Origin of the sequence: Cognatishimia coralii (assembly GCF_037478305.1) — a bacterium.
Lineage (GTDB): Bacteria > Pseudomonadota > Alphaproteobacteria > Rhodobacterales > Rhodobacteraceae > Cognatishimia > Cognatishimia coralii.
On record NZ_JBBGAZ010000011.1, the window covers coordinates 19,126 to 32,110 of the forward strand.

The 12,985-nt window shown below is 56.2% G+C and carries 10 protein-coding genes; 5 read left to right on the plus strand and 5 right to left on the minus strand.

What is annotated here, in order from left to right:
* Positions 1 to 43: 43 nt before the first annotated feature.
* Positions 44 to 862 (minus strand): ABC transporter ATP-binding protein, encoded by an 819-nt coding sequence (locus WG622_RS15590; protein ID WP_209358085.1) that lies wholly within the window; start codon positions 860 to 862, stop codon positions 44 to 46.
* A gap of 12 nt (positions 863 to 874) precedes the next feature.
* Entirely contained in the window at positions 875 to 2,848 is a 1,974-nt protein-coding gene (locus WG622_RS15595) for an AMP-binding protein (protein WP_339404436.1), read from the minus strand.
* A 195-nt stretch (positions 2,849 to 3,043) separates the two neighbouring features.
* Between WG622_RS15595 and WG622_RS15600 the strand changes: the two genes are divergently transcribed.
* The 3 genes from WG622_RS15600 to WG622_RS15610 all read left to right on the plus strand — a co-directional run bounded on the left by WG622_RS15600 (position 3,044) and on the right by WG622_RS15610 (position 6,270).
* Positions 3,044 to 4,969, plus strand: a complete 1,926-nt coding sequence (locus WG622_RS15600) for a hybrid sensor histidine kinase/response regulator (RefSeq protein WP_339404437.1) — start codon at positions 3,044 to 3,046, stop codon at positions 4,967 to 4,969.
* Positions 4,966 to 5,670, plus strand: coding sequence for a response regulator transcription factor (locus tag WG622_RS15605; RefSeq protein WP_339404438.1), 705 nt, complete (start codon positions 4,966 to 4,968; stop codon positions 5,668 to 5,670). The genes WG622_RS15600 and WG622_RS15605 overlap by 4 nt, the downstream gene beginning before the upstream one ends.
* Before the next feature lie 354 nt (positions 5,671 to 6,024).
* Entirely contained in the window at positions 6,025 to 6,270 is a 246-nt protein-coding gene (locus WG622_RS15610; protein ID WP_209358083.1) for a WGR domain-containing protein, read from the plus strand.
* A 59-nt stretch (positions 6,271 to 6,329) separates the two neighbouring features.
* Here WG622_RS15610 and fdhF read toward each other — a convergent pair whose 3' ends face one another.
* Positions 6,330 to 9,104: a formate dehydrogenase subunit alpha gene (gene fdhF, locus WG622_RS15615; RefSeq protein WP_339404439.1), complete on the minus strand. Its 2,775-nt coding sequence runs from the start codon at positions 9,102 to 9,104 to the stop codon at positions 6,330 to 6,332.
* Between the two features lie 213 nt (positions 9,105 to 9,317).
* Between fdhF and WG622_RS15620 the strand changes: the two genes are divergently transcribed.
* Positions 9,318 to 9,977 carry a histidine phosphatase family protein gene (locus WG622_RS15620; protein WP_339404440.1) on the plus strand — a complete coding sequence of 220 codons (660 nt, stop codon included), beginning with the start codon at positions 9,318 to 9,320 and terminating at the stop codon, positions 9,975 to 9,977.
* Between the two features lie 7 nt (positions 9,978 to 9,984).
* Here WG622_RS15620 and WG622_RS15625 read toward each other — a convergent pair whose 3' ends face one another.
* Together WG622_RS15625 and WG622_RS15630 are read right to left on the minus strand one after the other, a co-directional pair.
* Positions 9,985 to 10,167, minus strand: a complete 183-nt coding sequence (locus WG622_RS15625; RefSeq protein ID WP_339404441.1) for a zinc-finger domain-containing protein — start codon at positions 10,165 to 10,167, stop codon at positions 9,985 to 9,987.
* Positions 10,168 to 10,288: 121 nt separating this feature from the next.
* Positions 10,289 to 11,866 carry a DUF5928 domain-containing protein gene (locus tag WG622_RS15630; protein ID WP_339404442.1) on the minus strand — a complete coding sequence of 526 codons (1,578 nt, stop codon included), beginning with the start codon at positions 11,864 to 11,866 and terminating at the stop codon, positions 10,289 to 10,291.
* Between the two features lie 144 nt (positions 11,867 to 12,010).
* Here WG622_RS15630 and WG622_RS15635 point away from each other — a divergent pair, with 144 nt between their 5' ends.
* Positions 12,011 to 12,829 (plus strand): sulfotransferase family protein, encoded by an 819-nt coding sequence (locus WG622_RS15635; RefSeq protein ID WP_339404443.1) that lies wholly within the window; start codon positions 12,011 to 12,013, stop codon positions 12,827 to 12,829.
* Positions 12,830 to 12,985: the final 156 nt, after the last annotated feature.

Sequence of the window (12,985 nt, forward strand, 5' to 3'; positions counted from 1 at the left end):
CGGCGCGGAGTTTTTGAAAAACTCCGTTTGGCGGGGGGTGAAATCAGTCATGTGACACCCCCAGATAAGCGTCGATAACCGCCTGATTGCTTCGCACTTCATCAGGCGTGCCGTCACCGATCTTTTTGCCGTAGTCCATCACAACCACACGGTCGCTCAGATCCATAACCACGCCCATGTCATGCTCGATCAGGGCAATCGTGGTGCCAAATTCGTCGTTCACATCGAGGATAAAGCGGCTCATGTCCTCTTTTTCTTCGACGTTCATCCCGGCCATAGGCTCGTCCAGCAGCAGTATCGAAGGTTCCGCCGCCAAGGCGCGCGCAAGTTCGACGCGCTTTTTCAGACCATAGGGCAAGCGGCCAACGGGCGTTTTGCGGATGGATTGGATCTCGAGGAAATCGATGATCTTTTCCACGACCTCGCGGTTCGCGACCTCTTCGGCCTCGGCCTTGCCCTTCCAGATCGCTTGCGCAAAGAGGCCCGCTTTCATGTGGTTCAAACGACCGGTCATGATGTTGTCGAGAACGGTCATGCCCTCAAACAACGCAATGTTCTGGAAGGTCCGAGCAATGCCCTGTTGTGCCACCTGATAAGGCTTCATCGGCGGACGCAGCGCGCCTTTATAGTAAACGTCGCCTTCCTGCGGGTTATAGAACCCCGAGATCACGTTCAGCATCGAGGACTTCCCTGCCCCGTTCGGTCCAATGATCGCGCGGATTTCGCCCTCACGGATATCAAAGGAAATGTCCTTGATCGCCACCACGCCGCCAAAGCGCAGGGTGATGTTTTTCATCTCCATCACCACACCGCCAATGGTACGGCCGTCCTCGGTGACGTAGCTGTCGGAATTGTCTAGCATCTCTGTCTTTCCTTATTCCGCAGCCACTTTTTGCGCCGCCGTCGGCACCACTGCCGCATCGCGCAATTGTAAGGTCGCGCTGATTGCGCCCTTGCGGCCGTCCTCATAGGTCACTTCCGTGGTCGTCGAGACCTCAGAGCTGCCGTCATAGAGCGCGGTGACCAGGTCGTTGAACTTGTCCGCCACGATCACACGGCGCACCTTGCGGGTGCGGGTCATTTCACCGTCGTCGGCGTCGAGTTCCTTATGCAACACGAGGAAGCGGTGGATCTGACAGCCCGAGAGCATCGGGTCTTCGGCGACAGATTTATTCACGGTTTCAACATGTTGCTGGATCGTATCCAGAACCTTCGGGTGGCCCGCCAGTTCCTGATACGACGCGTAAGCGATGTTGTTGCGCTCGGCCCAGTTGCCGACCGCTGTCAGGTCGATGTTGATGAAGGCCACACAGCGATCCTTGCCATTTCCAAACAACACGGCTTCCAGAATGTCTGGGTAGAACTTGAGTTTGTTCTCGACATATTTCGGGGCAAACATTGCACCATCGGCCATCTGACCCACGTCTTTCGCACGGTCGATGATCCGCAAATGCCCCGTCTTTTCTTCAAAGAAACCTGCGTCACCTGTCGCAACCCAGCCCTCGCTATCTTTGGTCGAGGCCGTGGAGTCTGCGTTCTTGTAGTACTCCACAAAAACACCTGGCGAGCGGTAAAAGATCTCGCCCTTGTCGTCGATCTTGATCTCAACATCAGGTGCTGGCACGCCGACCGTGTCTGCGCGGACCTCGCCATCGGGCTGTAGAGTGATGAACACCGAGGCTTCGGTCTGGCCATAAAGCTGTTTCAGGTTAATGCCCAAGGAGCGATAGAATTCGAAAATCTCCGGTCCAATCGCCTCGCCCGCGGTATAACCCACACGCACGCGGCCAAAGCCCAGCGTATCCTTCAAGGGGCCATACACCAGCGCATTGCCGATGGCATACTGCAGCCGATCCATCGCGCCAACGGATTCACCATCCAGAATTTTGCCGCCAACCTTCTTGGCGTGCTCCATATAGCGTTTAAACAGCCAGCGTTTGAACCGACCTGCGTCTTCCATGCGGATCATGACGTTGGTTAGCTGGTTTTCGAACACACGCGGCGGGGCGAAATAATATGTCGGGCCGATCTCGCGCAGATCGGTCATCATCGTGTCGGCACTTTCCGGGCAGTTCGTGCAGAACCCGCTCCAATAGGCCTGACCAATCGAGAAGATAAAGTCGCCAACCCATGCCATCGGCAGATAGGCGAGAATTTCCTCGTCCGGGCCGAGTTTATCGAACTCGCAGGCGTTTTTCGCGCTCTCAATGATATTTCGATTGCTCAGCACCACGCCCTTAGGCTTGCCGGTGGTGCCCGAAGTATAAAGCATCACGCAGGTGCTGTCGTAAGTCAGCTTTTCGCTACGCGCTTTCAATTCAGCGGCATGTTTCGATTTCGCGGCGCGGCCTTGTTCCTGCAGCTTGCTGAACTGATGCAGCTTGCCGTGGTCGTATTTCCGCATGCCGCGTGGATCCAGATAGACCATCTGATCAAAGTCGCTCAGTTGGTCCTGAACATCGATGACTTTGTCGACCTGCTCTTGATCCTCGGCCACGACGTATTTCGCACCGCAATGGCCCAGGACATAGGCCATCTCTTCGGCAGCGGAGTCCTGATAGACCGGAACCGGCACGGCGCCCACTGACTGAGCGGCTACCATGGTCCAATAGAAATATGGGCGATTGCGTCCGATGATCGCGATGAAATCGCCCTCGGCCACGCCCATCTCGAGAAACCCAAGCGCAAGCGCTTCGATCTCGTCAGCGGTTTCCGCCCAGGTCCAGCTTTGCCAGATCCCGAATTCTTTTTCACGATAGGCCGGTTTGTCGCCGAATTGCGCGACATTACGGTTCAAGAGCGCCGGGATCGAAGCCAATCCCTGCGTCGCTTGCGACAGCTGTGTCAAATTTTTTCCTCCCTGAGCCTGCTTGCGCAGGTCCACCGCCCTGAAAGCGATTCCTCACATCCATTAGGCGATAGGGAAAACTAAACCGTCAACTTTTTCCTGAACATTTCTCAATCCTTACGAATTGTAACAGTCGACATTATTCCCTTTTCGACCCAACCGTCCCGATGCTAGCCCTAGGAGAGGAGACGGATCATGACACCTCGATCAGGACTATCGCAAACCGTTATTCAGGCCATGACAATAGCCGGTCTGAACCTGATCAAACAGGCTCTGTCGATCTATGACAGCGAGTTGCGCCTTGTGGTGGCCAACGAGCGTTTTCGCGAGATGTTTGAGATCCCCGATCACCTGATGCGCCCCGGCGCGAGCTTTGAGGAAACCATTCGTGTCATCGCGACACGCGGCGAATATGGCGATGTGGAGGACATCGAAACGCTGGTAAAAGAACGCGTCGAACGCGCACTTGCGTTTGAGCCACATTACATGGAACGCGAGCGCGAAGACGGGCGCTGGATCAGCGTCGAAGGCTCTCCCTTGCCCGATGGCGGATGGGTGGCCGTCTATACTGACATCACGAACGTAAAGCGGCAGGAAGAATTGTTGCGCGGCAGGTCCGAGGAACTCTCGGAGACATTGCTCAAATACTCCGAAGATCTGGCCAGCGCGAACCGCAAGCTTGAAAGCACGGTCATTGCTTTGGAAGAAGCCAAACGGCTGGTATCAGATTCTGAGGCCCGCATGCGCCTGACCACTGAAATGATGCCCGCCCATATCGCGCATGTAGGGCCCGACTATCGCTATACCTATTCAAACAGGCGACTGTCGTCAGTCATGCCCGGGCGGCCGCGCAATATCGTGGGCACGTTGATCAATGAAACGCTCGGCGCATCTGCTTACGCGCGTCTTGAGCCGCATCTGGAGACGGCTTTTGGCGGAGAACCGTCGGTCTTTGAATTCACCGATCAAGACAGCCAACGCCGCATCCGCGTCGCCCTAACCCCTGACGGAGAAGCGGCCGAGCGGCGGGGTGTCTACATCCTCTCCATGGACATTACCCAAGAAGCCCAGACCCGTGCCGCACTGCAACAAACACGTCGCCGCGAATTGGCGGCGCAGATGACCAGCGGTTTGGCGCATGATTTCTCAAACCTGCTGACCATCATTCTCGGCACCCAAAGCAAGCTGGAGAAGATGGACCTTGATGGGGCCGCCCGCGAGCTTGTGGACACGACGTTGACGGCGGCACGGCGCGGCGGCACGCTGCTCAATCAACTGGCCGATATGACAGGGCAACGCGCCCCGAAACTCGCGCGCCATCAGATCCGCGATCTTTTGCTGAACCTTCAATCTTTGGCGAAACCTGCGCTTGATGGGCAGGTCAGCCTGATGGTTAAGAACTATGTGCCCAACCGCGCGCTTTTGCTGGATGCGGGCGTGGTACAAGACAGCCTGTTGAACCTCATTCTGAATTCGCGCGACGCGCTGAATGGTGTTGGGCAAATAACCCTGACCGTTGATGTAGTGCAGGACATCTGGCTCAGGCTCGAAGTCCGCGACGACGGACCCGGGTTTAGCGAAGAGGCCTTGGCCAAAGGGCTAGATCCGTTCTTCACCACTAAAGGGTCCGAGGGCTCAGGCCTTGGCCTTCCGATGGTCTATGACATGGCCAAATTGATGGGCGGAGACGTGCGCCTGTCAAACACCGGCGAAGGCGCCGCCGTCTCGATCCGCCTACCCTTGCGGTGGGCGCGCGGGGCCGAGGCCCCGGGGCTCGTGCTCTTGGTCGAAGACAACCCCGATCTGCGCGGCGCAATCCGCGAGATGTTGACCGAACAGGGCCACACTGTAATCGAAACCGCTGTTGTCGAAGAGGCCTTGGCCCTGTTGGAGAACGTCCCAGATATCTCGCTGGTTTTGTCCGATATCAAACTAGAAGGCGTGGCGACCGGCGTGGATCTGGCACGCAACGTCAATGGATCTTTGCCCTTGTTCTTGATGACCAGCCTGCCCGAAGATGATCCCCTATACCTGCGCGCCGCCGCCCTAGCGCCTGTGCTGCGCAAACCTTTCGTCGCCAAGGATCTGGCCAGCTTTTTGAATGCCGAGGACTCAGAATGAGCGCCCCATTGATTACAATTCTGGATGATGAGGCTGGTGTGCGTCAGGTCCTTTCGGACGCTTTGGAAGAGGCCGGCTTTCAAACCATGGGCTTTGGCCGTGCAACCGAGTTTGAAGCCGCCTTGCGACGGGTGACGCCCGATGTGTGCCTCGTTGATCTAAGCTTGCCTGACAAAGACGGACTGACGCTCGTGCATCGGCTGGCGCTGGAGCTGGGGGCGGCTGTCATTATCATTTCTGGCCGTGCGCAGGTTCAGGATCGGGTTACCGGATTAGAGCTGGGGGCCGATGACTATATCACCAAGCCTTTCGACCCTGCCGAAGTGGTGGCCCGCGTACGCGCACGCCTGCGCAAGGACCGCGCACAACCCCTCAACAGCTCGAACACAGCGAAGTTTAACGGCTGGACCGCGCATTTTGATCGCTATGTGCTGGAAGATCAGCACGGGGATGAAACCACCTTTAGTCACGCAGAAGGCGAGGTGCTGCGGTTGTTTCTGGACAGCCCCAAGCGATTGATCAACCGCGCGCAGATGCAGGAAACCTTGGGCGGGGCTGCGGGTGAAAGCTTTGATCGGGCGATGGATGTGCGGATCAGCCGATTGCGCACGAAGTTGCAAGAAGACCCGAAAAATCCGCGACTTATCAAGACGATCTATGGGGCCGGCTATATCTTTCTGGGCGATGTGTCTTGGGTTTGACCGTCAGAATTACGCAATATAAGCGGTAGGAAATGCCCCACACCCACAATATATAGACAACTCGCCCTAAACGGGATATGTTTGAGGCAGGAGTTTCAGATACCATCTCTTCCTGGGTATCACTTCAGGGTTTTGCAGCGTTTCATCAGTGACCTGACTGAGAAGCGCGCGTGCAATTCACATCACACTCCCACTCCCCCGTGTGCGGGTCAGACGCCACGGGGGCTCTTTTTGGAAAGTCCGCCCTTGCCGAAGCGCACCACAATCAGCAGTGAAGATGTCTATATTTAGGCGGCAACCCTACCAGCACAACTATTTGTTGATTCGCACGTAAACACATGCCATAAACAACCTATGGCAGAGTGCTTCCTGTATAGACACCTCCCCTCAAGCCCGCCGCGTTTCTATCGCGTCGAGATCGCTTATGATCTTTTTGATGATGTTGCCGTGATCTGCGAATGGGGTGTCGTCGGTGGGCTAAAACACAGGACATCCCAAAGCTTTGCCAACCTTCGCGAAGCCTCTCAACTGGCCGACGGGCTTCGCGAAGACGCGGTTCAGCGGGGATATCAGGAAGACGCTCTTAGCTGGCAAATGTAGGTAACTGCCGCCAGAGGGGGGTGCCTCCGGCGGGAGTATTTTCGGCAAGATGAAACCAGTTATTCCGCTGCGATTTGCTGGTCGATTTTCTCGACTTTGACGGCGGAGAACTTGAACTCTGGAATTTTGCCATAGGGGTCGATGGCCGGGTTGGTGAGCACGTTGGCGGCGGCTTCGACATAGGCGAAGGGCACAAAGACCATATCCTCGGCAATCGCGCGGTCGGCGCGGGCCATGATCTCGATGGAGCCGCGGCGCGTTGAGAGCCGCAGCATCTCGCCCGGCTGAATACCTAATCGGCGCAGCGTCTTGGGGTGCAGCGAGCAGTTCGCCTCTGGTTCAACGTGATCGAGCACCTGCGAGCGGCGGGTCATCGAGCCTGTGTGCCAATGTTCAAGCTGACGGCCCGTGGTCATGATCATCGGGAAGTCCGCATCCGGCGCCTCATCCGGTGGAATCACGGCGGCAGGGGTGAACTTGGCGCGGCCCTCTTCACGGGGGAAGCCATCGCCAAAGACAATCGCCTGACCGGGATCTTCGGGGGAGAGCGATGGGTAGGTGACGGTTTCAGTTTCCAGACGCTCCCAGGTGATATTATCCAAGGATTTCATATTGAGCTTCATCTCGGCAAAGACTTCGGAGACGTCTTTGTAGTCCCAAGGCAGGCCAATGCGCTGGCCGAGCTCAACTGTGATCGCCCAATCCTCGCGCGCCTCGCCCGGAGGAGTCACCGCCGGACGCACCCGTTGCACCTGACGGTTGGTGTTGGAAACCGTGCCGTTTTTCTCATAAAGCGCAGAAGCTGGCAGGATGATATCGGCATAGTTGGCCGTTTCCGTCAGGAAGATATCCTGCACGATCATCAGATCGAGTTTCGCGAAAGCGTCGCGTGCGTGTTCCACATCGGGGTCCGACATCGCGGGGTTTTCACCTTGGATATACATGCCCTTGATGTTGCCCGCGTAGACCTGATCGACGATCTCGGTGACGGTTAGGCCTTTCTCGTTGGAGAAATCTCCGCCACCCCAAACATCGGTGAAGCTGCGCCGCACATCGTCGCTGGTCACCGTCTGGTAGTCCGGCAGGAACATCGGGATGAGGCCCGCATCAGAGGCGCCCTGCACGTTGTTCTGGCCACGTAGCGGGTGCAGACCTGCGCCCGGTTTGCCAACGTTGCCGGTCATCAGCGCAAGGCTGATCAGGCAGCGCGAGTTATCGGTGCCGTGGATATGCTGGGAAACACCCATACCCCAGAAGATGATGCCTGCCTTGGCATTCGCGAAGGTGCGCGCCACGCGGCGGATCTGTTCGGGATCAATGCCCGAGATCTTCTCCATCGCCTCAGGCGTGAAGTCCTTGAGATGGGCTTTCTCAGCCTCCCAGTTCTCGGTCCAGCGGTGGATGTATTGGCTGTCGTAGAGTTCCTCTTCGACGATCACATTCATGATCGAATTGAGCATCGCCACATCGGCACCGGGGCGGAACTGCAGCATTTCATCCGCAAAACGCCGCAGTCCGACGCCGCGCGGATCCATGACGATCAGCTTGCCGCCGCGTTTGGTGAACTGTTTGAAGTAGGTCGCGGCAACAGGGTGGTTCTCGATTGGGTTGGCGCCGATGACGATGGCCACATCCGAGTTCTTGACCTCATTAAAGGTCGCGGTCACAGCACCCGAGCCGACGTTCTCGATCAAGGCCGCCACAGACGATGCGTGACAAAGTCGCGTGCAGTGGTCGACGTTGTTATGCTTGAACCCCTGACGGATGAACTTCTGGAAAAGGTATGCCTCTTCGTTGGTGCATTTGGCCGAGCCAAAACCTGCGACGGACTTAGGATCCTCATCGCGCAGCTTGATCAGGCCCTTGGCGGCCAGATCCATTGCCTCTTCCCAAGTGGCTTCGCGGAAGTGGGTCGAAAGATCGCCGGGGTCTACGTTCAGCCCCTTGGCCGGTGCGTCATCGCGGCGGATCAGCGGCACGGTCAGGCGGTGTTTATGGTGGATATAGTCAAAGCCAAAGCGGCCTTTCACGCAAAGGCGGCCTTCGTTGGCAGGGCCATTGATGCCCTCGACGTATTTAACCTTGTTGTCTTTGACCTTGAGCGAAACTTTACAGCCAACGCCACAAAACGGGCAGACGGATTCGGTTTCCGTGTCAAAATCCTTGCGGTCGCCGACTTGGTTCTCGTCGACCACAGTGGCTGGCATCAGAGCGCCGGTTGGGCAGGCTTGCACGCATTCGCCGCAAGCCACGCAGGTCGAGTCGCCCATCGGGTCGGCAATGTCAAAAGTCGGATAAGCATCATGCCCACGACCGGCCATTCCAATCACGTCATTGACCTGCACTTCACGGCAGGCCCGCACGCAGAGGCCACAAGAGATACAGGCATCCAGGTTCACGCTCATCGCGACATGAGAGTCGTCCAAGAGCGGAATGCGGCCCTCTTCCAGTTTTGGAAAGCGCGACTCGGAAACGCCATTCAGGTCCGCCATATCCCAGAGGTGGCTGGATTTATCGTGGCTTTCTTCACGCGACGGCTGATCCGCGACCAACATCTCCACCACCATCTTACGCGCGCTTTCCGCCCGCGCGGTGTTGGTGTGAACGACCATGCCCTCAGAGGGTTCACGAATACAAGACGCCGCCAGCACACGCTCGCCTTCGATCTCGACCATACAGGCGCGGCAGTTGCCGTCGGGGCGATAGCCCGGCTGAGGCTTGTGACACAGATGCGGGATCACCAGACCGCGGCCATTCGCGATCTCCCAGATCGTGAGGCCTTTGTCAGCCTCAACTTCCTGGCCATCCAATGTGAACTTAATACGCTCGGACATGCTGGGTCTCCTTAGATTCCACGACACAGTAGCCCAAAATCCGTATCTGCCTAGGAGCTTTAACCGACAGCCGAGATGCGTTTTGCGCCAACGGGGAATTTCAATTCCACCACAGGTTTCCGATACACACGCAACCGCCTTTACAGAAAATTCACTTTTCGCAGCCTCTGGCCTGCCCTACAAGTCTGTCTTCTAAAAGAAAGCGGGGCAAAGATGAGCCAGATGATGTTGGTGCGCCATGGGCAGGCGAACTCGGGTGCACGGGATGAAGAAAGCTATGATCGGTTGTCGGATCTTGGGCATCAACAGGCGGCTTGGCTGGGCGCCTATCTGCGAGACACAGGTCAGCATTTTACGCGGGTTTATTGTGGGTCGATGCGGCGCCATCAAGAAACCGCGCAGGGCATGGGGGCTGAGCAATATGGATCGCTGCAGATCGACGCGCGCCTTAACGAGTTCCCATATTTCTCTTTGGCGCAGGCCTATGAGCGTCAAACAAGCGAGCCAATCCCAATGACGCGCGAAGGCTTCGCGATGCAGCTGGAGCGCGTGCTGGCGGCATGGGCGGCAGACGAGCTAGAAGATATTGCCGAGCCTTTCGCGGATTTTGCCGCGCGGGTGGATGCGGTGATTCAGGATATAGCGAGCGGTGACGGCCCGGCTTTGGTTGTAACATCCGGTGGTTTGATCAGCACGGTATTGCGGACCACATTGGCGTTGAACACCCCCGCATGGGCACAGATGTGTCTGGCGATCCACAATACGTCGCTACACCATTGGCAGGCTTTCATGGGGCGGCAATTGTTGACGCAATTCAATAGCGTCCCCCATCTAGACACACCAGAGAGACGCCACGCTTTAACGCATCTGTAAGGGTGGCTTAGGCCAGTTTGTCCGCAAAGTCGCGATGCACATATTTGCGACCGCAGTAAGGGCAGACCACATAGCCAACTTCGCGCGGGATCGTCAGATAGACGCGCGGATGACCCAAGGCACCTTCTCCACCGTCACAAGCCACACGATAGCTGTCCACGATGATGGTTTCGGGCGCGTCAGTGGTCATCGTCTAGATCCTTTGGCTGGCTTTGATCGCTTCGGTCGTTTCGCGCGGACTATGGGGCAAGCGGGCAGCGCTCGCAAGAGCGCGTTAAGTTCTGCCCTGCGGCTTTTGGTCAGACCTGTGATTAGTCGGCAAACATATGCGGCGTTGCTGCGATATCGCGCGCCTGATCTTGCGAGACCGACAAGAAGGCCTGCAAAGGGTCCAAGAAGTCGTCAAACTCGTCCTGTTCGCGGATGTAGTGGTAATTTTCAAATCGCGCATCGCGAATGGCGTCGCTTTCGTCGTCGATCCCACGACGAATGGTTGGTAGGATCCGCTCAAACGTATCCTTGGGCGTGCTTTCCCCAGCCAGTCCGATGCGCGCGGCATGGCCTTTGAGGTAGTCGTCACTGTAGTTGCATTGAATTTCCAAAGCCCGCGTTGTCGAGCGATCCGCATAGAAGTCTTTCAAAAGCTCAAGGCCTTGCGGATCCATACAGATGATCATCCGGTTGGTTTGGAAATAATCAAACATCATCCGCAACAACGCGCGGCGATGGCGGTGACGTTTTGCAACCGTGCTTTGGATGCCGCCAAGATCGGGCAGCTCGGTGTCCTCTTCTTGGAACAGGAATTCCACAGCGGGCACATTGGTGACCTGTTTGATCTTGGCCAGAACGCGTTTGGCCACATGCCACTTCTTGCACACCACGATCATCAGCTCGCGGTCGCGGCCCAGCGTGGTTTCGACCTCCCAGAAACGGTTGCCATAGCGACGGCTGATCCGGCCACGTTCGGTGACGAATTTGAAAAGGCCGGGGCCCTCGTCAGAAATCTCAAAGGACACGCCTTTGGCCGCATACAAATCGCCGAGCCTTGCTTTCAGTTCGTCCGCTTCGGGGCTGATCTTGCGCGCGAAAAGGAAGTTCTGATTGATCAGCATGTCATAGTGATCGTTGTAGAACACCAGCGGCATGCCGTAATCAGTAAACATCAAAAACGTCAGAGTGCGGCTTTCGATTTCCTCAGCAGGCACCACAAGGCGAATGAGCGTTTGAAAGAAGGTCTCGTCTGGGATCCAAGTGAATTTGAAAAACCGCACCAGATCGCGCCGCTCGCGCACCAAATCCATCAGCTTTTCCATGGTCGGACGCCGCAAACACCACCATTGGCTGCCGATATGCACCTGAATATCCTTGGGAATTTCCCGAGACATGCCGAAACGCTTTTGCAGGTTATAAAGCCGATAGAACAGATCTTTGCGCCCACGCTCATTGACGAAATGGCGATAGATCAGACGGTCTTCTTTCATACCCGTCTTGATCCAGTCGCTTTCGAAAAAGTCGTGGCTTTCGATGAAATCGGCGTCCTGTTCGGCCAGAAATTCTTGGATATACTCCGAGGTTTTGATCGGCATGCAATCGCCAGACAGCATGTAGAAATGCGTGGCCTTCGGGAAGGCATCCAGCGCGGCACGCACCGCGCGCAGCGTGGCCTCGACCAGAGACCATTCGCCCCAACCGCACTTCACACGACGCCTCACCAAAACGACGTTTGGATTGTCTGCCAACTGAGATTGTATCTCGCGAAAACCTGCGGGATCCGCGCTTTTGTCGTAGTGGATGGAAATACAATCACCAGTTGCGGTGAGCCGCATAGCTTGTTCCACAACAGCGCCAGGGTCTTTGTGACAAAGCAAAATAAATGCAATTTTTGCCATTGTAGAAACTCTTGCCCCGTATACCGCTCGATCATTATTCTTAACGCCCAGTATATCAAAACGAGCGATTTGCGAAATTTGTTTTTTACTCTTCCCGGATTTGCCCTAAAAATAATCACAAAATACTAAGAGAGGCCAAAGCAGATGGGATTTCCCGGCGTCTGGATGACGGAAAGTCAAAGCGTGGTGTACCGCGTTGTGCCGAAATGCGCCTGCTCGACCATCGGGCAGATCATGTATTATTCCGACAACGGCGACTATTTTGACGGCGACATCCACGATGCAACCGCAGGGATGCACAAGTGGGCACTGGATGACAGCAAACCGCTGATTACCGATGCCGTGAAAGCGGGTGAAACCTATGCGTTTACCTGCGTGCGCAACCCCTATACGCGGATCCTCAGTTCGTTCTTTGACAAGATCTGCGGCATCCAGCGCAACGGGCGACGCTATCGCGGCAATATGGTGCCGATGCTGATCCAGAAATACGGGATTGATGTTGGCGGCGAGGATGGCACCGAAGACTTTGACCAGATCAAAAGCTTCCGCCGTTTTCTGTTATTTGCCCGCGACACTATTCGCTTTCGCCGCCCAATGGATCCCGACATTCACTGGTCAGCGACGTCTGGCCATGTTTCGACCTTCATTCAGAATGGCGGTCGCTACAATAAGATCTTTTGGACTGAGAGCTTTAACGACGGGATGCAGGATGTGCTGGATCACATCGAGGTGCCCAACGCAATCAAGCTGAAGGACGTGCCGCGGTTTAATGAATCCGAGGGCCACGGCCCCAAACGCGCGCATCCGGTTGAGGAGTATTTCGACGATCTCTCAATGCATCTGATGTATGAGATCTACAAACGCGACTTCAAACTCTTCAAATATGATTTCGAGAATCCGGCCAATAAGATGCCCATCGGGGAAATCGATCTGGATGAAGTGCACGCGAAGCTCGGTGACTAGAGCCCAGTTTTCGCCACCAGATTTCTCTAATGGCCTAAAGGCTTTGTTAACTAGAATCGCTGTTAAGTCGGCCTTGCGCATCGTCCAGGGGGTCGTGCGCATACTCAAAGTGTCTTGCTGGGGAACGGGTTCGACGGGGGCCGATACGTCCCCCAG